Raw genomic sequence first — 26,967 nt, forward strand, 5'->3', positions numbered from 1 at the left:
TTTTATTTATTTCACTGCTACTGTTCCTTGTCTGAATTCCGAAGGGCTTAAACCTACATTTTTTTTGAACTGTTTGGAGAAATAATAGAGATCGCTAAAACCAAGATCATGGGCAATCTCACCGACAGAACTTTGCGTCCCCCTCAATAGCTCCTTGGCCTTAGTTATCTTTTTTCGGGTGATATACTGTATGGGTGGAACTCCGATTTGCTGTTTAAATAGCCGGATAAAATAGTTGGGATGCATGTACGCAATCTCGGCAAGCTCGTGTATGGTGATATTTCGCTCGATATGAGCGTCTATGTACGTTAATACTTTCGTTAATTTTTCGATCGAGCTCAGATTCTTAAAGGTGATTTCGTCTACATCTATGTTCATAATAAAATAAGAAAATAACTCCATTAACTTACTTTTGGCTAATAAATGAGCATACACCGCATCAGATTTCATATGACTCGTTAGGCTGCTGAATATCTCTTGGATTACATGAGGATCTACTTCTCTGCATACATGACTTAGCTCTAACATTTTGAATAGATTGATGTCTCCGACTTTCGCGCTGAAATGGCACCAATACTTCTCAAAGGGTTGATCACTTATGCAAGAATAAGATTGCTTAACTCCCTCAGGCATCAAAAAAAGCTGACCAGGCTTCGGATAATATTCTCGATCGCCAATCTTTAACCAACCCTCCCCATCGCAAATAAAATAAAATTTACTATAGTCAGGTGTGTAGTCAAGATCTCTCCAGTCACGGCCACAAAGATTGTAATCAGCCATAAATAAATCAACCTTTAAATTGGATAAATAATTTGTAAGCAAAACATGGTTATCCATCCCTTACTCCGCCTTATCAGGTTAGTTTTGTACATCTAAAAGTTAATGTCCTACATTTTGATTTCCACCTCTAATCACTACAATGAAGAAGAAATAATCGTTTGAAAGGATGATTGCAAAATGGTGGATAAAAGCAAATATTTAAAAGTAATCGAAGATACGATCGCAACTGGAAGTTTCAAAGCCAATTGGGATTCACTAAGTCAATTTCAAGTGCCTACGTGGTATGAGAACGCTAAGTTTGGTATTTTCATTCATTGGGGCCTTTATTCTATTCCGGCTTTCGCCAATGAGTGGTATCCCCGAAATATGTATATCCAGGGTTCGCAGGAATATGAACATCATCTTGCTACTTATGGTGAGCATAAAACCTTTGGTTATAAAGACTTCATCCCCTTGTTCAAGGCTGAGCATTTCAATGCTGAGGAATGGGCCAGTCTCTTCAAATTATCTGGTGCCAAATACGTGATGCCTGTTGCAGAGCACCATGACGGCTTTCAAATGTATAAGAGCGCTTACTCCCACTATAACACATATGAGATGGGTCCTAAGCGGGATTTAGTCGGGGAAATGAAAGACGCTTTTGAGCAGCAGGGATTAGAGTTTTGTGTATCTTCCCATAGAGCTGAGCACTGGTTCTTCCTGTCTCATGGCAAGGAATTTGATTCCGATATCCATGAACCGCTTGTATGTGGAGATTTCTATTGGCCATCTATGCCCGAACCCGATCATCACGATTTATTCGGCTCCCCACCCAATCAAGAATTTCTGGAGGATTGGTTGATTCGCTGCTGCGAGCTGGTAGACAATTATCAACCGAAAATCTTTTACTTTGACTGGTGGATTCATACAGCTGCCTTCAAACCCTATCTCAAAAAGTTCGCCGCTTACTATTACAATAAGGGAGAGGAATGGGGAACTCCGGTTGCAATCAATTATAAGCATGATGCCTTCATGTTTGGCTCAGCAATCCCAGATATTGAGAGAGGTCATTTCTCCGAGCTTAAACCTTATTTCTGGCAAACGGATACAGCAGTTGCTAAAAATTCATGGTGTTATACTCCGGAAAATGATTATAAATCTGCCGTAGAAATTATCAGAGATCTAGTAGATATCGTAAGCAAAAACGGCAACTTGCTGCTGAATATAGGTCCTAAAGCGGACGGCAGCATTCCAGCTCAGGATCAGGAGATTCTGCTTGGCATCGGAGAATGGCTAAAGGTGAATGGTGAAGCAATCTATGATACGACCTACTGGCGCACCTTCGGGGAAGGCCCTACAGAGATCGTTGAAGGTCAGTTTACAGATGGGATCACGAAGATTTTCACCAATGAAGATATCCGCTTTACGGTAAAAGGCAGTTATCTTTACGCTAATGTTCTTGTCTATCCAAACAACGGTATAGTGCAAATCAAATCCCTTAAAGAAAACTCTGCTCACTTCCATGGGATGATTAAACAGATCAAAATCTTAGGTTTTGAGGAACAACCTGCATGGGAAAGAACCGATGAAGCCCTGATTATAAAAACAACCTCGGTTCGCAGTGAGACTCCGGTTGTTCTGCGGATTGAATTGGATTAGGGACACTTACAGAACTTCATAACCTATAAAAAGAGTGTTCTTGCCCATCCAGCAGAGAACACTCTTTTATAGTTTTATAACCATCAATTTATATTAAAAGTAGGGTACCCTGACGTTTACTGTCTTCATTCTAGTCCTATGAGGATATCTCGCGCGTAATTTGTTGGACTCCAAAATAATGCGACCATGAAGCGGATGCTCCGTAGGGATTTTTAGTTGTGTAGCAATGACTTCACTTAGCCCGTGGTTTCGGATGTCCGCTTGAAGCTGTAAGGCTTCTGGATCTTTTTCATAATCAAAATAAAGTGCAGAAACAATAGCTGAGACTAAATGTGAGGTCTCAAAACCAAGTTCATGAGCAAGCATTGCCGGTTTTACGAGTCGATCATTAGGTGAAAGCTTGCGAAGCGGGGAGCGGGCGACACGTGTAATTTTATCGTTAAAGTTGGGGTTAGTGAATCGTTCCATCATCTTTTCTATATACCGGTCATGTTCTATGGGCTTGAAGCCATATAAATGCACCAATAAGGTCCCTGTTTCCTTAAGCACCCCGTGAACACGAGCTCTGATTTCGGGATCAGACATCGCTTCTTGAATGCTAGTATAACCTTCCAGGTATCCAAAATAGGCTGCACTGCAATGACCTGTATTCACAGTAAATAGCTTCCGTTCGAGGTATGGCGCCAGCGAATCTACATAATGGACGCCTTTAATTTCATTGTAGTTACCAATCATTCCACTGCGGGGAATAACCCACTCACTGAAGGGTTCAACGAGGATTTCAAGTGAATCTGTATTTTTCTGCATAGGTACAATCCGGTCAACCATCGCATTGGGAAAAGCGACATTGCGGTCAGCAAGCTCCTTGAAGGATTGCTTCATATATCGATAAACAGATTTTTTCAACTTCTGACTGCTTCCAATCCCATTCTCACAGGCGATGATATGAAGAGGGGTGAGATTTCTGTTGTTTTCAAGCCTTCGTTCGATGCCCTGCGCAATGGTCTCAGCAATATCTTGTAAAGCGGATATTCCGACTGCAGTTGTCACAATTTCAGCTTCTGCTATAGCTCTAGTAACGTCCTCAGTATCATTCAGATTGATCGCTGTAACATTATCAACGATAAAGCTGTCCCGGTTCTTGTTAGCTAGGGTGACAGGATATTGGCCACGTTTTTGCAATTGGGCAATTTTACTCTTATTTCTTCCGACGAAACAAACGTTGTAACCGGAGTCCGACAACATAGGCCCAATAAATCCTCTGCCAATATTGCCCGCTCCAAAGTGTACGGCTCTCAATTTGGTATCCCCCTTTAATTTGAACTCAGTTTCTCGGTTTCTCTATACGAAGCAACGTTGAGTAACTACATGATCAAATTCAAGAAGACTTAGATTATCAATTTTATGGTGCTGCTTATCGAATTCAAGAAAATTAGTAATTTCGTTAGGCGTCACAATGCAACGGATGCCAGCTGCTGCCGCTGCCTTAGATCCATTCGGTGAATCCTCGATAGCAACCGCCTCATCAGCTGTGATTCCAAGACAAGCTAACGTTTGGTTATATAGCTCCGGATCTGGTTTCACTTTTGCCACATGGTCGGCAGTCCGAACACATTCGAAATACTCGCGAATACCCAATTGATTCAGATATTTTTCCACCCATTCCAGGGAAGAACTTGAGGCCAGCCCTATGCGCAGTCCAGCTGCCTTGGCAGAATCAAGATAATGCTGAATACCTGGTCTTATTGTTTCAAGCTCCATCAGTTTGCTGTGTCTCTGTTTAACAGCCTTGCTGAACTCTTCTTTGTCAATTGCGAGCTTAAGATCAGTCATCAAATATTCATAAGGATTAAAACTGTTCAAGCTCGTGCCGATGCAGGTGGAATATTGTTCAAGCGTCAGGTCCACTCCATATTCTGCATAAGCCTCGTTAAATGCGGTGTACCAAGCAGTCTCCGTGTCGATAATCGTTCCGTCAAAATCAAAAATAATTCCTTTGATCACAATCAACCATCTCCCTCGTATTATGTTTGGTTAGAATATCTTACGCAAAACCTTCTGCATATTCTACAAAAAGCTATTTCGGCTTGCGTTTGACTATAAAAACCATAACAAAGCCCTTCTACTGACGTCAAGCACGGTAGATAACATGCCACGTAATGATAACGATTACAATCAATGCGGACAACCCTGAATTTTTGCATCACCTGAACATCTTAATACATAACAATAATCAGATTCAAAAAAACACCACAATCCTATGTGCTTCAAGGGATTCCTTCTGCCAAGTTTGTTATGAAGGCAAGCTCCCTCTCTTTCTTTCCATTGCTGTTATTTAGAGTATTTTTCCAAGCAGCTAAAAATAATTTAAAATAATTTCAACCACATCCTTTTTACTTGATTGTACAAATCAAATTACGGGGTTATTTTTTGTCCATTGAGTAAAAAGAGTCTTTAATTTATGATAGTTTTTAATCGAGAATGATTATCATTATTGGTGGTCGTTACATATAATAGGGAGGCAATAAGATATGAACAAGGTAAGACAGTCCTTCGCTGTGGTATGTGTACTATTTTTGCTGAGTACATTGCTACTGGCGTGCGGAAACTCAAAGGAACAATCCTCTGCCAATAGTACGGCGAACGCAACCGGGAACTCTTCCGCTGCAACCGCGGCACCTTCAGCAGAACCCTCAGATAGCAGTACAGATGAAGCTGCAGCGACTACCCGCTCCTATACAGATTACATAGGACATACTGTAGAGATTCCAGTGAATCCGCAGCGAATTATCTATTCTGGAGAAACTTATGGCGATTTGCTTGCACTTGGTGTGCAGGCGGTAGGTTATCCTCTTTCTATGGGGGAAGGCCAGGTTTTTGAAGATCAATTGCAAGGTGTGGAGGATGTAGGCTTCCCTATCAATCTGGAAAAAACATTGGAGCTTCAGCCTGACTTGATCATCTATGCGGGCACAGATGAAGCTGATTTCGAGCAGCTCTCCAAAATTGCACCAACGATAATATTTAATACCTTTGCCCCACTCCAGGAACGTATGCTGGACATTGGTGGAATTGTTGGTAAAACGACTGAAGCAGAAGCATGGCTTGCCCAGTATAAAACCGCTGAAGAGAACATGTGGAAGCAATTGAAATCCGCAGGCATGAAAGAGGGCGAAACGGCTGCGGTCTTCACTTATTATCCAGGAGACAGACTATTTATAATGGCAGCAACCGGACTTTCACAGGTACTCTATGGGGAGAATGGCTTCAAGGCAACTCCAGCTATTCAGAAGATACTTGATGAAGGTAAAGGGTTCCAGGAAGTATCCATGGAAGTCCTGAAAGAATATGCCGGAGACCGGATATTCATCTTGACTCCAGTGGCAGAAGAAGCAAAACAATCCACAGAGAATCTATTAAAGAGCCCTATCTGGAAGAGCCTTCCTGCCGTCAAGAACGGATATGTCTATACACAAGACATCATGAAGACTTCAAGTGATGCGACAACAAGAGAATGGCTGCTTGGCGAAATTCCACAGCTATTGAATATGAAATAACCTTCCGAGATGAAGTGTTTAACACAAGGCTGATAAAAAACTGCAAGAAGCATGTCAACAGCTGTTGATATGCTTCTTTTTTTTATATACAATGAATTCATTGATAATCATTCTCACCAAATGAACGGAGGCTGAACCCATGCTGCATACATCATCGTCCTGCCCCCCACTCCACTCTCTGTTATTTCAGCTAAACGAGGCCGAACTGATGATTCAAGCTGCCGATTCAAGCTCTATAACGCGTACAACCCAGGACTATACCCTTCTCATATTTACTGGAGGGAACGGACAATTGAACCTCGATGATCAAAGCGTGATACTAAGTACGGATAAATGTTATCTACTATCTCCTGGAATCTCCTATAGTACGAACAACCAGGAGCTGACGTTGTATTATTACCTCATCACCTTTACAGCAATTTATACAACCAAGCATCCTAAACGATATTCTGGAGAGCTGCTTTCCGGCAGACGGGAGTTAATTGTGCACCCGTTCACCAAGGTAATCCGACTAGTCGAAGAGCTGCTCATGAACAGGAATAATACCGATGATGTACAACAATTCAAGCGACAATTAAAATTCCAAGAATTGCTGCTGCTACTTTTTGAGCATAATTACCCTTCCAAACACCTGCCAAGTCCTACGGAATCCGTAGAAAAGACCATAACATTCATTCAGGAGCATTATACAGAGAGTATCACCGTGAAGCAGTTGGCTGAACGGGCGGGGATATCGATCTGGCAGTATACACCGATCTTTCAACAGCTTACGGGTAAAAAGCCGCTTGAATACCTGACGGATCTGCGTATTAATCATTCCAAACGATTCCTGCAGGAATCGACTGAACCACTGCGGGAAATCGCCAGACTGGTCGGCTTCTCGGATGAATACTATTTCAGCCGCCGCTTTCGGCAAAAAACAGGAGTTACACCCGGACAATATGCACATCAGCAAGGTCGTAAGCTTACCGTCAAGGATTGGACGGGTCATGAGGTGGAAATTCCTGAACGAGCGAAACGTATTGTCTATCATGGCGAGACACTTGGCGACCTTCTCGCGTTAGGTGTAAAGCCTATCGGTGGAGATGAAGCATTCGCCCGGAACAGCGTCTATAAACATCGACTTAAGAAGCTCGCCAACGTCGGGTTTCCACTGGACCCGCAGTTGACCGCTTCCCTAAACCCAGATTTGATCATTTTGGCAAATAGTGATGAAAGAGCCTACAGAGCAGTTTCTGGTATCGCTCCGACACTCACCTTTGATTCATTTGCGCCTCTCGACAACCGAATGCGGACATTAGGCAGTTGGCTAGGTAAACAGCGCGAAGCGGAAGCATGGCTGGAGTCATTCACAATCAAAAACGCAGCCATGTGGCAGCAGCTTTACTCGACAACTCTCCAAGTTGGAGAAACCGCCTCTGCTTTGGTCTATGATCATGGAGATCATCTATATGCTATGGGAATGTCCGGATTCTCCACTGCGCTTTATGCCCCATGTGGTTTACAACCGACCGAAGAGATTCAGGCCATATTGGACGAAGAGTTAGGGTTCGCCGAAGTGGATCCAACACGACTGCCTGCCTACGCCGGAGATCATATCTTCATGTTCATTCCGGAACGCAAAGACTCGCGAGCTGCAATGGAACGACTACTAGACAGTTCACTTTGGAACAGTCTCCCGGCAGTACGTCAGGGACATGTTTATCTGCTCGACGGAAGCAAATGGAACTCCAGTGATGCGTTAACCCGGGAGAAGCTGCTAACGTTGTTGCCTAAACTACTCGGCGGAAGTAGCGCTAGCAATTGAAGGTGAATCTAGGATTCTCTTTTGACTTTTCAAAACTTCATAGGGTATACTTTATCTACGCTTAATTTCCAACTTTTACAGTTGAAAAGCGGGGGAACCAGTTAATTGGGGCGAATCATTGAGCATTAGAATGTAGGGTACCATCTTACCCGAGTCCGTCAGCTAACCTCGTCAGCAGTGGATGGGTCTGCTTTTCATGTTATTTACATAACCAGAGACCCTTGCTAAGGGTCTCTTTTTGTGCTTTTTTTGGACCCTGCTGGCAGTAGATTGGCCTTTGACACTAAGGCTCCCTCATTTCTCACACTACGAGACAAAGGAGAGATGTACGTGCAAAAGGTAAAGTACTTCACGGATATTAACAAAATAGCTATGTTGTCTGAGCTGGAAAAAGAGAATCTGAAAGAAATTACAGAAAAATTTGTTTTTCGTGTAAATGACTACTATCTGTCTTTGATTAACTGGGATGATCCAGAAGATCCCATCCGTAAGCTGGTTATTCCTAACGAAGGTGAACTGCTGGAGTATGGGCGCTGGGACGCCTCCGATGAGGACACGAATTATGTGGTACCTGGTTGTCAGCACAAGTATAGAACCACTGCACTACTGATTGTATCCGAGGTCTGCGGGGCTTATTGCCGCTACTGTTTCCGTAAGCGTCTGTTTCGAAATGACGTGAAAGAGGCGATGGCTGATGTCTCTCCGGGCTTGGAGTATATCGCAAAGAATCCGGAGATTAACAACGTACTTCTTACGGGCGGGGACAGTTTAATTCTCTCCACACCGAAGCTAAGATCCATTATTGAAAATCTAAGAAGCATTGAGCATGTTAAAATCATTAGACTAGGTTCGAAGATACCCGTATTTAATCCGATGCGGATCTCTGAAGACGAAGAGCTGCTGGAGCTGATTCGTACTTACTCTACCGAAGACAAACGAATCTATGTTATGGCGCACATCAATCATCCTCGTGAAATCACACCTGAAGCCAAAAAAGCATTTAAAGCTCTCCACAACGCAGGGGCAATTGTCGTAAATCAGACTCCCATCCTCAAAGGCATCAACGATGATCCCATTATTTTAGGGGAACTACTGGACCGACTTTCATGGGCTGGCGTTACACCCTACTACTTCTTTGTGAACCGGCCCGTTGCCGGAAACCGGGATTTCGTATTACCGCTCGAGCAAGTCTATCAAATTGTAGAAGAAGCCAAAACTAGAACCTCAGGACTTGGCAAAAGAGTACGCTTATCCATGAGCCACACCTCAGGAAAAATAGAAATTCTCGCCATTGATAACGGGAAAGCCTATCTCAAATACCATCAATCCAGAGATCAGGAATACGGAAAATTCATGATTCTAGATTGTCCAAAGGACGCCGAATGGTTCGATGACCTGCCTGGGAATGAGCAATATTGGACCCCACCTGTGAAAAAAAACGATGCTATTATTTCTGTTAATCATTTATCAGAGCCTGCGGATTTAATCTATAAATAAATTAATCGGCTCTGTCAGACTCTGTCATAGGATATTACTTCATCACCAACAACAAAACTCCTCCCTCCCAAAATTAGCCCGAAAAAATCTATGATATAATCACGCTGTAACACGAAATGGACTAATGGGTGGGAATGCACACATGAAATTGGAACGATTGATTTCTATGATCTACAAGCTATTGAACCACGAAGTTTTATCTGCCTCCAAGCTGGCTGAAGAGTTTCAGGTTTCCCAGCGAACGATCTATAGGGATATCGATGTGATTTGTGCCGCTGGTATCCCGGTCGTATCATATCAGGGAACTAAAGGTGGATATGGCATCATGGACGGATATAAAATGGATAAAAGCCTGCTCCGTTCGTATGATGTCACTTCTCTGATTACTGTACTTAACAGTCTTTCTTCCGTGTTTGAAGATGAACATACGCAAAGAACCATTGAACGGCTGCAAACGATTGGAACGGAGCCACAGACCTCTAGTCTCGCGGTGGATCTTGAAACCCGGCGTACGGATCCTGACGCACTTCCTCTTTTACGTGCGGCTATAGCGGAACGAAATGTTGTCCGTTTTGATTACATCAGTGTAAAAAATGAACGTACAACCCGTGAAATGGAACCAGTAAAGCTTCATTTTAAATATAGCAACTGGTACATCTATGGTTATTGCCGGGCACGGCAGGATTATCGGGAGTTTCGTCTTTCCCGGATGCTGAATTTGTTCCTGACGCAGGATACCTTTCAATCACAACATGAAGTACCCAAAGAGGCTGGCTGTTCAAACAGGGTAGATCAGGTGGAGGAAATAGTAATCCGGGTGGGCCCTGAGGCTTTGGCAGAAGCTTTGGATCAGTTTCATCAAGTCGACAAGGAATTTCATTCTGATAAAAGCATGACGATGCGAATTCCTGTGTATAAGCCATTGGAAGCTTGTTGGCTTTGGTCCATTCTGCTGAGTTTCGGCAGCGGGGCCGAAGTCCTCGAACCCCCTGCATTGCGAGGTATTTTAAAAGAGCAGCTTCAAAACACACTCAAACTTTATGAAGAAGTATGACAGTCTGATGTCATACTTCTTCTTTTATATTAACAACAGTAACAAAAACAAATCCATGACAATTCAAAAGGAGACAATACGAATGACAAATTATCCAGTAGAAATGTTTAAATACCACACATGGGGAAACCAAACTATCCTGGGGAGAATCAAGGAACTCCCGGCTTCTGTGCTAAGTCAAGAAGTGAACAGCTCATTTCCCACCATCGCTCATGCCCTTAGCCATATCTATGCGGTTGATACGATGTGGTATCTTGTTTTAACAGGCACTGCTATGCCTGAGGCTTTTCAACAAAGTATCCCGCTAAATTTGAGCATTCTAGATTCTGTGGATGAGTACGTAAATATCTTTGCACAGCTATCGGAACAATACAAAGCATGGTTACACAACCAATCCGATTTGGAGCAAACCATTCTGCTTGACAATCCATTCGCCGGAATCCGCCAAACACGCCTATCAGAAATTGTGTTGCAAGTCGTCAATCACGGGACTTATCATAGAGGTAATATATCTACTATGTTACGGCAGTTAGGCCACGCTTCCACCATGAATGACTATTCTCTTTTTTGGTATCAGGTAACAGCGGAAGCTATTTAAACACTAATGGGCAATCTGCCCCACTCCATACCTAGAAAGGAAATTGTATTTTAATTATGGAGATTGAAAATCTAATTACAGTAAAAACGAGAGAAGATTTAAGAGTTTGGCTGCAGGAGAATTGTAAGACTGAAAAATCTTGTTGGGTACTCGTTAGTATGAAGCCAAACCCAGAAACGTTGCTATATTTGGACGTAGTTGAGGAATGTTTGTGTTTTGGATGGATCGATGGAGTGAAAAAGAAAATTTCGGAAACAGAGCTGGCGCAAAGACTCTCTCCCCGAAGTAAAAAAAGCTCTTGGACTGAATTGAACAAAGAACGGGTCCGCCGCCTCGAAAAGCTGGGGTTAATGAGTGCTGAAGGAAAACGGATACTTCCTGATATGAACCCTGATTCTTTTATAGTAGATAAGATTATAGAGCAAAGGCTAAAAGAGGACAGGCAAGTATATGAGAATTTCCGGGCCTTTCCCCCCCTTTATAAAAGAGTTCGGATCGACACGATCCAAAGCAATAAACATCAGCCAGATTTATTTAAGAGTAAATTAGACAAATTCATAACAAACACTAAAGAAAATAAAATGTACGGGCAATGGCATGATAATGGACGTCTGCTCGATTAAGCTGCGCTAGATGCATGATCTCCTGCTGAGGCTTTCGGACTCCAATGACGCTATTTACTAATTTATCGCCTCTTCAGCAATCCATCGGACTCCAGCGCAGCTATTCCTTAGAAACTGGCTCTTATAAGGCGTTTTTTTCGCCAATAGGGGCTATGCGGTCCGATAATACTCCAAATGACGGATTTTCCTGCATTTAAGGTCTGCTGAGTCCGATACGCCGAAGCATGGTCATTTGCTGGGTCTACTGCTACTGCTGCCGATACCATGATCTCCTGCTGAGGCTTCCGGACCCCAATGACGCTATTTACTAATTTATCGCCTTTTCAGCAACTCATCGGACTCCAGCGCAGCTATTCCTTAGAAACTGGCTCTTATAAGGCGTTTTTTTCGCCAATAGGGGCTATGCGGTCCGATAATACTCCAAATGGCGGATTTTCCTGCATTTAAGGTCTACTGAGTCCGATACCGCCGAAGCATAGTCATTCGCTGGGTCAACTGCTATTGCTATTGCTACTGCTACTGCTGCTGACACCATGATCTCCTGCTGAGGCTTTCGGACTCCAATGATGCTATTTACTAATTTATCGCCTTTTCAGCAATCCATCGGACTCCAGTGCAGCTATTTCTTAGAAACAGGCTCTTATAAGGCGTTTTTTTCGCCAATAGGAGCTATGCGGTCCGATAATACTCCAAATGACGGATTTTCCTGCATTTAAGGTCTGCTGAGTCCGATACCGCCGAAGCTTAGTCTTTCGCTGTCTGATGCTACCGTATCCTAATCATCTGCGGATCAAACACCATCGACTCATGATCATCTGCTAATCCTATAGTGCTACATACGTGTAAATTCATCTGTTAATCCTAATGTGCTACGTACGTGTAAATTCATCTGTTATTCCGAAAGTGTTAAGTACGCGTGAATGGGATCGGTTCAAACGTTCAGACGAAGTTTAGAGTTGAGAGCAGTGGTTGGTTTAAGTTCAAAAAAAGGAGGTGTCCTAGCCATTTTCATGGCTTTTGGACACCTCCTTTTTTTGATTACATCCCTACAGCCAGAATCCGTTTCAGGAACATCCCTGTGTAGGATTCCCGCACTTCAGCAACCTGCTCCGGTGTACCTTCAGCTACAAGCTTACCGCCCACAACGCCACCTTCAGGGCCAATGTCAATCACCCAGTCGGACTCCCGAATCAACTCTAAGCTGTGCTCCACAACCACGACCGTATTTCCCGTATCAACCAATTTGCTCAATAAGGTATGGAGCTGCCTGATGTCTGACGGATGAAGGCCTGTTGTTGGTTCGTCGAGCAGATAGAGGGTATGGTTTTTGGAAGGTTTGCTCAACTCTTTAGCCAGTCTAATCCGTTGCCCTTCACCACCAGATAAGGTTTTGACAGATTGTCCCCATTTAAGGTAACCGAGACCCACCTCACACAACGTCTCGATTATCCCCGCCATTTTGGCTTCCGACTTAAGAATTGGCAAGCTTTCCTGCACGGACATGTCCAGCAGATCCGAGATGGAATATCCATCATATTTCACCTGGAGAACCTCATCCGTAAATCTTCTCCCCTTGCAAACGTGGCATTTAACCTCCAAATCGGGTAAGAAATTCATGTCTACAGTCAGCACCCCAAGACCCTGACAGGTTTCGCAGCGTCCACCCGGTGTGTTAAAGGAAAAATGCTTGGAGGTCAGTTTTCTTTTTTTCGCCTCCGGCAATGCAGCAAACAGCTGGCGCAGATGTGTGAAAACATCTGTATATGTCGCTACATTAGAACGCAACATCCTCCCCATGGGCGATTGGTCAAAAATCACTATATTTCCAACCTGATCTAAGCCTGCAATCTCCGCACAGCCTGTTTGCTCATGTTCTTTCGCACTACCTTGCGCAAGAATATCAAAGACTAGCGTCGACTTGCCTGAACCCGAAACCCCAGTTACAGAAACTAGACAACCTAGAGGAAATGTAACCTCCGGGATCTCAATGTTCCGGTATTGAGCCTGTCGGATGGTGATCTGTTTTCCGTCACCTTTCCGGCGAACATATGCAGCAGTCTTATGACGCTCTTCTCTAAGATAGGCTCCCGTAACAGAAGTCTCGCTTGCCATCAAGTCCTCAATGCTGCCCTCGCCAACAACTTGCCCGCCGTCCAGACCAGCACCCGGACCCATATCAATAATATGATCGGCAGCGCGCATCATCTCAATATCATGCTCGATAACGAGCACCGTATTCCCCAAATCGCGTAACTCCTGAAGCACACGAATGAGGCCAACAGTATCCCGCGGATGAAGCCCGGTCGTCGGTTCATCTAGAATGTATAACACTCCAGTCAGACCTGACCCCAGCAATGAGGCAAGGCGCAGCCGCTGTGCCTCTCCACCAGATAGGGAGACCGTCTGACGGTTCATAGAAAGATAACCTAGACCAACATCGATAATCCGTTTTAGTCGGGTAGGCATATCGTGAAGGATGGGTTCAAGCAGATGAAGTCCCTCGGCGGGCAAAGCCGCCTCCAAGCCTTTCGTCCACTCGTAAACATCGCTTAATGACCAATCCGATACCTCCGTAATCGATGCGCCAGCTACCCGTACGAGACGAACTTCTTTTTTCAGACGAGCGCCAAGACATTCCGGGCATTGCTGCTCATGAAAAAATCCGCCGTCTTTTTCCTGTGTACCAGCTTCTCCTTCCTTCTCCTTGTAACGCCGCCACAAACCAGGAATGACGCCTTCAAATTTGGTGCCTTGAATCGGCTTAACATTGGGAAAATGGCGCTTAAACGCCTCACTTTCCACTCCGTAATACAACAAGTCGCGCTGAATTTCACCGTAATCTTTTAAGGGCTGATCCGGGTCAAACTCAAAGCCAAAATGCTTGCCAGCGGCCAATAATATACGCATCTGTATATCACGATGAACACCATTCAGCGAGGCAACCCCACCCTCACGCATACTAAGCTCTGGATTAAACACCGCCGCTTCATTTATTGTTGCCACAGATCCAACACCACCGCAGGCTTCACAAGCTCCCTCCGGTTTATTAAAAGAGAAGTGGGACATACCCAGCTTCTCAAGCTCTGCTCCGCAATGTGGACAACCCATCGTCTGACCATCCATTTCCTCGTCTTCCTCGATCAGCAATCCCCTCGCTTCAAAAGAAGGTGGGATGCTGCCACTACAGGAAGGACAAACCTGCTCGCCTAATCTGGAAAAGATAAACCGGACAAACGTATAGATGTCAGTGACAGTCCCGACTGTCGAACGGGGATTACGATTGGTGACATGTTGTCCAACACTAATGGACGGAGACAGTCCAATAATAGACTCCACCTTTGGTTTACTGATCGTATCTGACGTCATGCCCATGGAATCCAAATACTGTCTTTGGCATTCCCGCTGTAGTGTATCCATAGCTAGCGTCGATTTGCCTGATCCCGAAGGTCCTGTCAGGACAACTAGCTTATACTTAGGAATCGTGAGCGAGACATTTTTCAGATTATTCTCTCTTGCACCTTTAATAACAATAGTCTCTTTCACATCTATTCCCCTCTCAATTCAACCCACTGGTTCGTAGTTATATCTTCTATCCATATGGTTGCCCAAAGTTGTTGTATTGCAATTATTTTGCAAAACATTTCTAATTTCGATAGAATGTATTTGATAAATCACAAAATTTTCAAATAACTTTATAATCTAATATCTTGACTATCAAGATATAATTATTTTAAAAGGAGCGTTATCTTTTGTCAAGCCACGAACAACCTACACCAGAGCAGGAACAATTCACCTTGCTTATGCGCAGTTTGGGAAACCGAACGGTATTGTACCAACAAAATGTAGCCGCCTCACTTGGGTTATACAATAATGATTTCTTATCTATAGATATTCTACGGGAGAAAGGTCCGATCACTGCCGGAGAACTGTCTAAATTAACCGGTCTGACCACCGGAAGTGTTACAGCATTAATAGACCGGCTCGAAAAAAATGGCTATGTCCGCAGACAAAATGACCCGAATGACCGCCGTAAAGTGATTATTGTGCCATTATATGAGAATAAAGATGATGTCATTAATACGTACCAACCGCTCCATACCGCCATGGTTAAGCTCGCAGCTTCTTATACGGATGAAGAGCTCGCCCTTATTTCGCAGTTTTTAGGCAAAGCAAGTGCGGTTCTAGAAGAGCAGATTGATCATCTTGGATCCACTGCGCGCGGCAAATCTTCTTCATAAGATACGTATTTATACAAAAAAGGACGATATCCAAAAGTCATACGACTCTCTGGATACCGTCCTTTTTCATTTATTTTCTAATACCAATCGTTACAATTTCGCATGGACCGATCTGTAAGTCAAAGCTTCCTTTCTCTTTCTCATCACTAGAGACTGGGTGGCTCTCCTCTTCTAGGATCGTCGTTTTATAGAAATACTGCTGTGGAATACTTGAACGGAAGGACAGGTTGGTGTTCTGCTGACTCATGTTATACCAACGCAGCAGCAAGTCTCCAGTCTGCTTGTTCATTTTTAGTGAAGAAAATGCAAGTTCCTTACTCTCCCAATCGAATGGAGTATACACCGGCGCAACCACGCCTGCATGTACATCTGTCTGGCATACAATCCACGGAACCTGGAATTGGTAAGCTTCAGCATAAGCACCAGAAGTTATACCCTCACCTGTGTGCGGGATTAGCTCCATACGAACAACGTGCTCTCCAAGACACTGCGCTTCTGGAGTAGGGAATAGCCCCCAGTCACCAAGTTCACCAACAGAACGTAGCAGTGTAATCGCAATAGTGTTACGCCCATCTCGCAGCACTTCATATTCATTTAATCCAAAATTAGCGACGGTTAGACCCGCTTTCCCATCACTAATATCAACAAAGGCTTGCTGATGTTGCGTGTTACTCGGATTCTTCCATTCTGTGGCTGGTTCAATATTCCGCTCAGCAACCTCGAACATCGAATCTACACGATGCGTAGCAGCGTTCAAATCTGTCGGAAACAGTATACGAATCCGGTGATCTTTGGCCTGGTTATCTATTGTCGTTTCGATATGCAATCCCTTTCCGCCCCGCTCCAAGGTGATTACAGTACGAAGTTTTAGAATGACTGTGTCACTACTGCGCTGAGCTTTGCGCTCCGGATAGTAAACCAGTGCACGCTGCTCCTCATCCAGCTTATCATCTGCCGAAGCTGGAATCTCCCAGTCATGCTTAATTTCTATAGCGGCGCGAAACGATGTATTTTCCAGTACACAAATATTAGCCTTTAGTCCTTTAGTCGTCAGAGCTTGTTCGGCCTCTGGCTGTTTGTACATATATTCATTGCCGATATCCCCGGTGTTTTCATATACGCCAAGATCTTGATAGGTCACTCCACTAGTTTTGTCACTTAGCATAAACGAACCATCATCATTAATAACTACCTTGATAACGTCATTTTCCAGCACCCGATCTCCTTGTAGCAAAGATTCAGCGGCTATTGGCAGTTCTGCATCTGCCCGGCGAACCCAAGCATATGAACGAAGACCTAGCGCAGGAACTTCTACGGCTTCAAAGGTAAGTCTTACCCGGCGGCACATATACGGCTGACGGAACTTGTCATCTGGCAAATCATAACCAAACTGAAGCCCTAAGTCCTCCATCTGGCAGGCAATATCATTCCCTTGATCGTCTACTAACACACGATCGTGCAAGTCAATTCCAATCATACGGCTAGCCGTTTCTTCCAGAGAGAACCCTTCTCGCAAATATAGACGCGCCACATCAAGTTCAATGCTCACAGTACCCGCGCGACTCCAACCCGTCATATTCATCGCAACTAGTGGAAGCACGTCTTCACCATATGCTGTAAACCCGGACGTATTCACAGCTTCTGCAATCACTCGTTTACTACCCTCAACAATGGTCTCTGCCACATGACGGCTTTTGTCAAAACGGGTGACCATCTCACGGTGTACCTCATCCACGCTGCATCCACAAATACTATCATGCGGATGATTCTGCATTAATGTCTTCCATGCATAGTTGAACAGATGATGGGGGTACTCTTTGCCCAGTAAATGTGCGAACGAAGCAAGTGGCTCGGCCAACTTTTCAAGCAAGATTTGCCCTTCCTGATTCATCTGTTTCAAATAGACACGCGCAGACGCGGTATTCACTAACGTACCCCATCCATCGGTATGCTGGCTCCGCAGTTCTCCCTTTACAGTCGACAAGCTGCTGCGATCCATTACACCCTCTACGGCCTTAAGGTAATCAGGAAAGTTCGAATGAATGAACTCCATATCTGGATACAACCGCTTCGCAGTTTCGATAGCCTCTGGCAAATCCAGTTGAGCCGGCTGATGATCGCAACCATTCATGAACAGCAGCTCACCTGTAGAGGCAAACTTCCGCGCATCTGCCAGCTTTTTCTCCCAGAACACTTTGGCTTCTGCTTCATTTACAGGCACTTCGTTTCCGTTAGAATACCAATTAGCAAATAAGATGCCCAGCACTTTTGATCCATCAGGACCTTCCCAAATCAGCTCCGAGAATGAGGATTCGTAACCTCCATCTGACACCGTATTATTGAATCCAGTGGGCTTCACACCTCTTCCAAAAAAGGCATTATTGATGCCGGATTGCCGCATTAATTGTGGAGTCTGGCCGACTAGACCAAAGGTGTCCGGAAAATAACCGATTTTGGAGGGTTCTCCGTAACGCTTCGAATCCTGATGGCCAATCTGCATATTACGAACATTGGCCTCCCCACTAGTAAGGAACGCATCCTGCAAAATATACCAAGGTCCTATTAGAAGGCGACCTTCCGTAATATATTTCTGTAGCCGCTCTTGATTTTCGGGACGTACCTGAAGATAATCATCCAGAATAATCGTCTGTCCATCCAGATAGAAACTCTTAAATTCGTTATCCTCATCCAACCGGTTCAGTAATTCATCAACCAGTTTTACTAAGCGTACATGATGTTTCTCATAGGGAAGATACCATTCCCGATCCCAGTGTGTATGGGAAATGATATGGGCAGTCTGAGGTTTAATAGATTGATTTGAACTTTCCAAAGTGAAGACCTCCTTATATGCAATGCGTTCTCTCTACCAAGATGCTTAATGTAGAAGATGTGGTTAATTTACATGGATCTCGACTTCCTGCGGGCGATAAACACCAAGCAAGTCTCCTTTACTATCCGTAGCAAAGAGAACAGAACGTTCCTGTTCTAACACGAACGAATAGGTTCGGCCAGTGGCTGAATCCTTCACCTCGATCTTTGCATCTTGGGCATATTCCGACACGAAGGTAAAAAGCGCACCCGTAGCAAAGCTCAATTTCCGTCCGTAGATACCCGCTAAGTCCCCACCACTAATCCATTCAAAATCACATTCCACAAAAGCAGCATTAACCGCGTAGCGGTAAAGTGCAGCCGTAGTATCCCTACGCTCACTCAATTCAACTGGCAGTGGGCTCCATAGGAGTCGACCCTTGCCAAGCGGAAGGTTCACGACAGTCTCTATAGTTGAACTTCCACCAGTTTCTTGAATGATCGTTTCCTTTGTCACCTCAGCTATCCGGCGGTGGCCGAAAGAGACAGGCAGGACTTGACCTTGAAACATAAGCACTTCTTCGCGGCGCACATTACGCAATTCACGTTTGCCAAGGATATCACTCAACCGATCCGAAGAACGCCAATAGGCATCAATGCCTAACGGTCCAGTGGCAAGCAATACCGCTCCTGTCTCTTCAACAATGTGTAACAACCGTTCCATTGCTGCATCAGCGAAGTTATGCGCGCTTGGCAGTATAATCAGTTTCGCAGGGTTCTTCTCCAAATCATCTAGATGGTATTCGGAAGCCCCCCGAAAAGACATCTTGAGCTCATAAGACAGAATGCGGGTAAGCTCTGTTGTAGCAGCAAAAGCCAACTTCCGATTAGAGAAATCATTCGAATAAGGGAACACCACCGCAATCTCTTCCAATTTCCGATCACCAAATATATCACGGATACCTTCTATAAACTTCCCGAAATCATAAGATACGCCTGCCTCAGGCTTCTCGGTTCCATCTGCTCTCAGTGCTCCGATATGGGACTCATTCGCATTATCCATATAGAAATTCGTATTCCAGATCCAGTGAATAGCCCCCGCACCTGCCGTTCCAAAAGCGTAAGCATACTTGCGTTCCAGCAAATTCTGCAGCTCTTGTTCTGAACGTTTGGCTCGGCCATCTGGAGTTTCTACATACATGACGCCAGTCTCCTGAATTAGGTTTGGCTTATTAGGCGTCTTGGCAAAAATGCCATCCCACACCAGATAATCATTAAACCACCAGGAATGAACAGTGGTGTAATCCACCGCCTCCTCGTAGAAGAACGGCGAAGGTCGCTGCGCTCCTAGTCCCTCATCCTGACCAACCGTAACCATCTGAGCTGGACATTGCTCCTTAATGGCGTCGTATAATTGTTTCACCCAACGGTTATGCATCTCCATAGAGAACAAACAATAATCCAACCAGCGTGTTCCCCTCTTAGCACTGTGCATGTCTTGTACGTCGAAGTTAATCTCTTTTGCTTCTGGCAGCCCTGCAGATGCAAAGTTCGGAAGCTGTGCAGGTGTCATATTCCAGCGTTCCTGCAGCACGTCGATTACACCATGTCTTTCTTGTAGCCATTCCATAAAGGCTTGTCGCTCAAAACGATCATGGCATGAACTCGGGCCGTCCGAAAAAATACGTGCCGGATCAAACATCGACGGTTCATTAATAAGATCCCAATCTACATTCGAAGAATCTTTATGACGAGATACAATAGACCAAATGAACCGCTTCTGAGCTTCCACACTTTGTGGGTCCAGATAAGGATTTACCCCTCCCCACGTTTCCGGTGTGAAGGAGAAGAACGTGAAAGTCACTTGAAGATCATGCTTCTTCGCCGTCATGATGAAGGCGTCGATCGCCCGCAATACTTCTTCCGAGACATGTCCATCGTCTTGCATCACATTGCGATAAGCTGTCCAGATCCCTGTACGGATCCAGTTAATCCCGGCCTTCCGCATCTGGCCCATATCACGGTCCCAAACTCCCACGTTCGGTAGAAATAGAAATTTCCGCGCCACATCACTCGCCATATAAGTCATGCCGACCACTGGTAGCGGACGCCCATCTTTTATAAAATAATCTCTGCCGCTCGTTACCGGATTGCCTGCTGCCAGCAGCTCAGGAACATGACCCCAGAACCCTTGGCGCAGAATGCGAACCTCACCATCACTGGCTTCTGCTTCACAGACAATCTGGTAGAGGCCCCTACTTATCTCCAAAGGAATAGGCAGACGCACCATGTTTAGTTCAGCATTCGCCTTCATTTCCAAACTCTGAGACCACTTCAAAGAGGTATCTGATTCATGCTCTACATGAATTGTGAAATTCCATGTATCTTCGTTACGCATAGAAGGTCTCACTCGTTCAAGCTGCTGAATCTGAAGGGTTAGGGAAGCACGTTCTCCTAATTCATAAGACGCGTAATTGGGCTTAACCCACATTTCCGTTACACCCTTGCTGCAGAAACGAGCCCAATTGGATATCGCGAAAGGACCTTTTTGCTCCCAAAAAGAAGCTGTTGCAGGTGTATTTACGAACAGCCAGCGTGAGCCTGCAAATAAACCGCTCGTATTCTCCCAAAGAACTACTGGCGCAGAAATTTCCCGACCCTCGAGTGTAACTCCTTTTAATAGTGGGTAAATCCGTGTGCTCATCGGACCTGCAGAGCCCATTTGATGTGGTAAATCACTCGTCTTTGTCGTATGTGGCACGAGGTTCCATGTATTCGCACTCGTTAGAAAAAGAGATTCTTGACCCTTAAGCAGAGGAATGACATCCGAGGCAAGCAATGAATGGTTGCGTGAGCATTCAACATGAAGTGCCTCATGAATATACAGCTCCTGATGATAGGAAGTCTGCTCCGCTTCCACATGCCATTGGCCATTTTCCCAACGAACAGGTTGTTTGAAGGGTGCGCCTCCAATGCTAATCAGCCCGCCACCTCTTTGCAGGTATTCAAGAATGGCTATCCAGGCCGTTTTGGGGAAATAGGGTGCATGCAGATTGATGAAACAGCCGCCTTCCGTTTCGCGAAGCGTTTCTGCAAGCTGATTCTCATTTACAATAGATCCGAACTCACTCATGGATGTAATCGCATCGCTAGGAATGGGACTGGAAATTGGAAAATCAGAATCATAAAATATGATTACAGGTCTGCTCGGGCTGCTCATAGTAGTCCTTCCTTCATCGTTTTATAGACAAGTTGGGAGAACAGGCTATTGGACCAGGCGAACCATTTTCTAGTGAACGTATTCGGATCATCAACATGGAATCCCTCATGCATAAAGCCAGTATCCGCATCTGTAGCTTCTAACATCGCAAGCATCTCCAGCTTTTCTTCCTTAGTGGAAGCCGTCAAACCTTGCATCGATAATGCCATATGCCAGATGTAGTCTTTGGGAGTATGCGGACTGCCGATTCCCTTCGCTGCGGTTCCTTCAAAATAAAAAGGATTCTCCTTGCTCAGAGCAAATCGTCTCGTATTCTGATAAATTTCATCCTCTGCGGTAACATAGCCGAGATAAGGAATCGACATGAGTCCTGGTGTTCCCGCATCATCCATCAAGCAGTAGTTGCCATAACCATCGGTCTCGTAGGCGTAGATTGGACCGAATTTCGGATGACGATAAATACCATACAATTGAATTCCGTGATCAATCTCAGCTTCTAATGCTTTAAGCTGTTCCAGAAATTCAAGATCACGGAATACCCATTCAGCGAATTCCTGCATATGACGTAATGCAACAACAGCGAATATATTCCCCGGAATGTTGTAATGGAAGTCGCAAGCATCATCGCTCGAGCGGAACCCGGACCAGACCATGCCCGTGTAATTAACAGGCATACCCAGGCCGTTATTACGCAGTGTATCTTCAGGAATCCCATTGTTACGCGTAAAGCGGTATGGAGATAATTCACTATGGCGCTGTTCAGTTTTGAACAGGTTGAATATTTTGACCATTGCTGCCTTAAACCCGGCGTCGAATATATCAGCCTTTCCGGTTTCTTTCCAATAGGCATAAGCCAGACGCATGGAAAAACAAAGAGAATCGATCTCGAATTTACGTTCCCACACCCAGGGGGACATTTCCGTAATATCGCTAGTGCTCCAATGCCAATCATTCGCCGTCTCATTAAACGCATTGGCGTACGGATCGATATGAATATACTCGATATGACGTTTAATTAACCCGCCAATAATCCGCTGAAGATCGGGATCGTTTTTAGCAAAGGGCACGTAGTGCATAACCTGCTCCACAGAGTCTCGCAACCAAGAAGCCGGGATATCTCCTGTAATCACAAACGTTGTTCCATCATCCATAAGCTTAGTCGTTGTCTCAAGCGTATTAGGGAAACAATTCTTAAAGAGCTGCAATAGCTTCGGCCGATGAGCTAACTTCTCCTCTGCTTCGTTTAATACTTCTTGAACCGCTTGAGGAAGCGTCAGCTTCGGCATAGAGATGGTGGGAAGTCGGAATTGTTCCATATTCTCACTCCTTCATAATAAATGGGGATAGATAGAGAGACGGGCAGCATAGCTGCCCGTCTCCACTAATCCTATTTGTGTTACCTTTAGTGATTAATCTTAGGCGTGTTACGTTCATTAGCTTATTTCTTTGTCTGGTTCCACTCATCAAGTTGCTTTTGAACTTCTGCAATGACTTTATCAAGTCCAGCTTCTTTAAATTTCTTCGCTGCTTTTGGCAGATATGTTTTAGGATCAACAGAACCTGTGTATAGCGCTGGCATAAATTCTTTAGTTACGTTGTTGATAGCCGCTACTTCTGTTTTCACAGGTGTAGGATCAAATGCAAAACCGAAGGTAGGGGCTTCTTTTGAAGAATCATTAAACTTCTTAAAAGCATCCCATTTATCAGCAGGGTCATCAGCATGCAGATAAGTCAGTAACATGTTTCCAAGTGTGAAGCCTGGCATTGCATAGCTATCTTGCATAGCTGGCAGATCTTCAATGACATTCTCGGAGATTTTCTTATAATGAGTGCCTTCAATACCATAGTTGAGCAAATTGCGTAAGTACTTATCTGTATTCAAAAGATTCAAGAACATCATAGCCCGTTCAGGATCACCTGAGGTTACGGAAATCGCGTGCATCGAACCTGCGGCGGACTGTGTATATACATAAGGCTCATGCATAGGCGAAGTTACAATTTCATAACCTGCTGAACGAGACCAACCTTTTTCTGCATAAGGTTGTGTAATTTCGCGATCGGCAAACCATTTACCCGTCTTAATGTTATCAATACCTTCAAGTGTCGCAACGTCTGGGCGTAAGTAACCTGCTGTGTAAAGTCTACGCATCGTATCTAACGATGTTGCAAGTTCAGGTGTCTCCAGAATATTAACAACCTTGCCATCTGTGGAATCCATATAGACCCCGATAGGTAACTCATCACCTAGTACATAGTCAAATGGCATAAATGGTTTAAAGCCTTTAGGAACAGCTAGCGGTGTAATATCACCCGGCTCGTTCTCTTTAATCGTTTTAAGAAGTGGCTCTAGATCATCCAATGTACGGATATTGGAAATGTCCATGTTGTATTTATCAACATATTTCTTATTGAAGCGCCATACCCATTGCTGTCCAAGCTCCTTATTTACAGGAACACCATAGATCTCACCTTTAATCTTAGTTCCTTCTAAGAAACGAGGGTCCAAAACTTCTTTCGTTTCCTTACCATACTTATCTAGCAGATCATTCAGACCCAAGAACGTACCATTAGCAGCGTTACGACGGAAGTCATTTGTCCAAGAAGAGGTAAAGGCAATATCATAAGGCTCACCAGAAGCGGTGATGACTTGCATCTTCTTATCGTAATCGCCCCAATCGAACATCGTAATGTTCAACGTCGCGTTAATTTTTTCTTGGGTATATTTATTAACTTCTTTTAAGACAAGATCCAAATCCTTTTGAGGTCCACCAATTAAATACATCTTCAGCTCATATGGCTTTAATTCTGATGTGTTCCCTGCTGAATTCCCTGCTGCCGCTGAATTGTTTGTTTCTTTAGCAGCATTTGTATTATTATTCGAACCACATCCAGCTAGAAGGCCAGAAAAAAGCATTGTCCCTGCAAGAGCGAGTGTTAAGCCTTTTTTCATTTTCATTTCTATTTTCCCCCTTTAGATTAATGAACGCTTTATTTATATCGATTCCTATCCTAGCGATTCGAATAAATACATCTTAGTAGTGTTACTCCTTTAAAGAGCCCACGGTTAAACCTTGTACAAAATACTTTTGGAAGAACGGATACGCTAGTGCTATAGGCAAGGTTGCCAGTACAACCATCGCCATACGAACGGTTTCTGTTGGCAAGGTTGCAGCAATCTCAAAGCTTGATCCCATCTGCATACTGTTCTGAATGACAAACTCCATATTATTCTGAATTCGCATCAGCATCGCTTGGAGTGGAACAAGACTAGCATCATCTATATACAGCAGGGCATTAAACCAATCATTCCAATATCCCAGCGTACAGAACAATCCAATCGTTGCAATCCCCGGTAAAGAGATTGGAAGTACAATTTGCAGGAAGGTCCGAAACTCACCAGACCCATCAATTTTGGCAGCCTCAATGAGTGCATCAGGTACGCTAGTCTGGAAGAAGGTCCGCATTACTAGAATAAAGAATGCATTCATCGCGATTGGCAATATCAAAGCCCATATCGTGTTGTACAAATGTAAAAACTGCGTAGCCACGATATAGTTGGGAACCATTCCGCCTGAGAATAACATCGTGAAGAAGGCGAAGAAGCTGAAATAATTACGATAGCGAAATGATCTTCGAGAGAGAACATACGCATAAGTTGTTATTAGAAATAAACTAATGAGCGTACCTAGTACAGTAACCATCAAAGTAACTCCAAAGGAACGAAGTAATTGATCACCTGTGTTAAAAACAAACTGATAAGCTGCTAAACTATATTTTTCGGGTAACAAGCTAAATCCATTTAGAGCAAGTACTTTCTCATCTGTAAAAGAAATGGCTATGACAAACAAGAACGGAAACACACAAGTAAAAGCGAAGATGCCAATTATAATATTGAGTACCACATTCCATAAAGGAGTAATGGCGTTGTTGTCGATTTCTTTTGGCTTACGTTTGAATACTGCCATAACGTCACTAACTCCTTTCTAGAATATCGCATTCTCTTTGCTGATCTTTTTCACAATAGAATTCGTTACAAGCACCATGATAAATCCAACAATCGATTGATATAGACCCGCCGCTGTACTCATTCCTAGATTACCTGTCGTACTCATGCTTCGATAAATATAAGTATCGATAACATTCGTTACGGAGTATAGAACACCTGAATCCCGAGGGATTTGATAGAATAAACCGAAGTCTGATCTAAAAATACCACCAATCGCTAAAATCGTTAGCGTTACCATTAAAGGTTTAAGCAAAGGAAGTGTAATAAACTTAATCTGCTGCCATTTGCTGGCCCCATCAATCATAGCCGCTTCATAGTAGGACTTGTCGATACCCGCTATAGCCGCTAAGTAAACAACACTTGAATAACCAATTGATTTCCAAATCCCCATGAAAATTAGGATATATGGCCAAAAGCGAGTATCCCCATACCAGGAAATAGGATCGCCTCCGAAGTAAACAACCACTTGATTCAATATTCCTTTATCTACACTCAGAAAGCTGAAGGTAAAGAAACTAATAATGACCCAAGAAAGGAAGTAAGGCATAAACATCGCCGTTTGATAAACTTTAGCCGTCCGTTTGTTCACAAGTTCATTCAAGGTGATCGCAATGCCCACCGCAAGAACTAAACCGAGAGAGATCAACGCCAAGTTATAAAGAATCGTATTTCTTGTAATGATATAGGCGTCCTCCGTCGAGAACAAAAAGTTGAAATTTTCAAGGCCAACCCACTTACTATTTAAAACGCTTGCAAAGAATCCATCCCGATGAATCTTGAAATCCTTGAATGCAATTACTGTTCCAAACATCGGTAAGTAGCAAAAGATCAGGAACCATAATGTCCCTGGTAATACCATAAACCAGAGTACTTTATCCTTAATTAGACTTTTGAAAAATGCAGGCATTATTCCACATCCCCCTTCTCTCTATCCCCAAACAACCCCTATATATCCCTTCGATCTTTTTCCCTCGCCCCTTTAACTACCCTTAATTCTGCGCTATAAAAGCGGTTTCATAAAGTTGAAAAACTCCAGAATCAGATGTAAAAATTAAAGATCCACAGCAGAAAGGACATTTAAAAAGTCTATTTCCCCTTAAATTTGAGCAAAAAAAAGGAAACATTCTCGTTATCAGCGTCC

18 protein-coding genes and 1 riboswitch are annotated in these 26,967 nt (G+C 44.0%); of the genes, 8 read left to right on the top strand and 10 right to left on the bottom strand.

From position 1 onward, the window contains the following. Nucleotides 1-6: 6 nt before the first annotated feature. The gene (locus MKY63_RS30130; RefSeq protein WP_076143219.1) at nt 7-837 is read right to left on the bottom strand and encodes an AraC family transcriptional regulator; all 831 of its coding nucleotides are present in this window, start codon (nt 835-837) and stop codon (nt 7-9) included. A 120-nt stretch (nt 838-957) separates the two neighbouring features. Here MKY63_RS30130 and MKY63_RS30135 point away from each other — a divergent pair, with 120 nt between their 5' ends. Beyond that, complete coding sequence (locus tag MKY63_RS30135; RefSeq protein WP_339810896.1) at nt 958-2,418, top strand: alpha-L-fucosidase; 1,461 nt, start codon at nt 958-960, stop codon at nt 2,416-2,418. A 93-nt stretch (nt 2,419-2,511) separates the two neighbouring features. Here MKY63_RS30135 and MKY63_RS30140 read toward each other — a convergent pair whose 3' ends face one another. Together MKY63_RS30140 and MKY63_RS30145 are read right to left on the bottom strand one after the other, a co-directional pair. Then, nucleotides 2,512-3,717, bottom strand: coding sequence for a mannitol-1-phosphate 5-dehydrogenase (locus tag MKY63_RS30140; RefSeq protein ID WP_076100783.1), 1,206 nt, complete (start codon nt 3,715-3,717; stop codon nt 2,512-2,514). 42 nt (nt 3,718-3,759) lie between these two features. Then, nucleotides 3,760-4,422 (bottom strand): HAD family hydrolase, encoded by a 663-nt coding sequence (locus MKY63_RS30145; protein WP_036689719.1) that lies wholly within the window; start codon nt 4,420-4,422, stop codon nt 3,760-3,762. 527 nt (nt 4,423-4,949) lie between these two features. Between MKY63_RS30145 and MKY63_RS30150 the strand changes: the two genes are divergently transcribed. The 6 genes from MKY63_RS30150 to MKY63_RS30175 all read left to right on the top strand — a co-directional run bounded on the left by MKY63_RS30150 (nt 4,950) and on the right by MKY63_RS30175 (nt 11,554). After that, a complete protein-coding gene (locus MKY63_RS30150; RefSeq protein ID WP_036689718.1) occupies nt 4,950-5,975 on the top strand; it encodes an ABC transporter substrate-binding protein in 1,026 nt (341 codons plus the stop codon). Nucleotides 5,976-6,114: 139 nt separating this feature from the next. Then, nucleotides 6,115-7,782, top strand: coding sequence for an AraC family transcriptional regulator (locus tag MKY63_RS30155; RefSeq protein WP_076142024.1), 1,668 nt, complete (start codon nt 6,115-6,117; stop codon nt 7,780-7,782). Nucleotides 7,783-7,830: 48 nt separating this feature from the next. Beyond that, a riboswitch (cyclic di-AMP (ydaO/yuaA leader) is annotated at nt 7,831-7,972 on the top strand. Between the two features lie 140 nt (nt 7,973-8,112). Beyond that, nucleotides 8,113-9,279 carry a KamA family radical SAM protein gene (locus MKY63_RS30160; RefSeq protein WP_076317015.1) on the top strand — a complete coding sequence of 389 codons (1,167 nt, stop codon included), beginning with the start codon at nt 8,113-8,115 and terminating at the stop codon, nt 9,277-9,279. Between the two features lie 142 nt (nt 9,280-9,421). Beyond that, complete coding sequence (locus MKY63_RS30165; protein WP_076142026.1) at nt 9,422-10,333, top strand: YafY family protein; 912 nt, start codon at nt 9,422-9,424, stop codon at nt 10,331-10,333. An 82-nt stretch (nt 10,334-10,415) separates the two neighbouring features. After that, on the top strand, nt 10,416-10,931 hold the full coding sequence (locus MKY63_RS30170) for a DinB family protein (protein WP_076142027.1): 516 nt from the start codon (nt 10,416-10,418) through the stop codon (nt 10,929-10,931). A 56-nt stretch (nt 10,932-10,987) separates the two neighbouring features. Beyond that, nucleotides 10,988-11,554 carry a YdeI/OmpD-associated family protein gene (locus tag MKY63_RS30175; protein ID WP_076142028.1) on the top strand — a complete coding sequence of 189 codons (567 nt, stop codon included), beginning with the start codon at nt 10,988-10,990 and terminating at the stop codon, nt 11,552-11,554. 1,038 nt (nt 11,555-12,592) lie between these two features. Here the strand turns inward: MKY63_RS30175 and uvrA are convergent. Further along, entirely contained in the window at nt 12,593-15,097 is a 2,505-nt protein-coding gene (gene uvrA, locus MKY63_RS30180) for an excinuclease ABC subunit UvrA (RefSeq protein ID WP_339810901.1), read from the bottom strand. 257 nt (nt 15,098-15,354) lie between these two features. Here uvrA and MKY63_RS30185 point away from each other — a divergent pair, with 257 nt between their 5' ends. After that, nucleotides 15,355-15,792, top strand: coding sequence for a MarR family transcriptional regulator (locus MKY63_RS30185; RefSeq protein WP_052097458.1), 438 nt, complete (start codon nt 15,355-15,357; stop codon nt 15,790-15,792). Between the two features lie 70 nt (nt 15,793-15,862). Here the strand turns inward: MKY63_RS30185 and MKY63_RS30190 are convergent, their stop codons facing one another. From MKY63_RS30190 to MKY63_RS30215, 6 genes are all read right to left on the bottom strand, one after another. After that, nucleotides 15,863-18,622 carry an alpha-mannosidase gene (locus MKY63_RS30190; RefSeq protein ID WP_076316571.1) on the bottom strand — a complete coding sequence of 920 codons (2,760 nt, stop codon included), beginning with the start codon at nt 18,620-18,622 and terminating at the stop codon, nt 15,863-15,865. A gap of 63 nt (nt 18,623-18,685) precedes the next feature. Further along, nucleotides 18,686-21,820, bottom strand: a complete 3,135-nt coding sequence (locus tag MKY63_RS30195) for a beta-galactosidase (RefSeq protein ID WP_076316570.1) — start codon at nt 21,818-21,820, stop codon at nt 18,686-18,688. Next, on the bottom strand, nt 21,817-23,136 hold the full coding sequence (locus MKY63_RS30200) for a glycoside hydrolase family 125 protein (protein WP_339810906.1): 1,320 nt from the start codon (nt 23,134-23,136) through the stop codon (nt 21,817-21,819). The genes MKY63_RS30195 and MKY63_RS30200 overlap by 4 nt, the downstream gene beginning before the upstream one ends. A gap of 122 nt (nt 23,137-23,258) precedes the next feature. Further along, nucleotides 23,259-24,776 carry an ABC transporter substrate-binding protein gene (locus MKY63_RS30205; RefSeq protein ID WP_076140969.1) on the bottom strand — a complete coding sequence of 506 codons (1,518 nt, stop codon included), beginning with the start codon at nt 24,774-24,776 and terminating at the stop codon, nt 23,259-23,261. 85 nt (nt 24,777-24,861) lie between these two features. Beyond that, nucleotides 24,862-25,785, bottom strand: coding sequence for a carbohydrate ABC transporter permease (locus tag MKY63_RS30210; RefSeq protein ID WP_038569957.1), 924 nt, complete (start codon nt 25,783-25,785; stop codon nt 24,862-24,864). Nucleotides 25,786-25,803: 18 nt separating this feature from the next. Continuing rightward, nucleotides 25,804-26,733 (bottom strand): ABC transporter permease subunit, encoded by a 930-nt coding sequence (locus tag MKY63_RS30215; protein WP_076100799.1) that lies wholly within the window; start codon nt 26,731-26,733, stop codon nt 25,804-25,806. Nucleotides 26,734-26,967: the final 234 nt, after the last annotated feature.

It is taken from the genome of Paenibacillus sp. FSL R7-0189 (genome assembly GCF_037969925.1).
Taxonomy (GTDB): Bacteria; Bacillota; Bacilli; order Paenibacillales; family Paenibacillaceae; genus Paenibacillus_AQ; species Paenibacillus_AQ odorifer.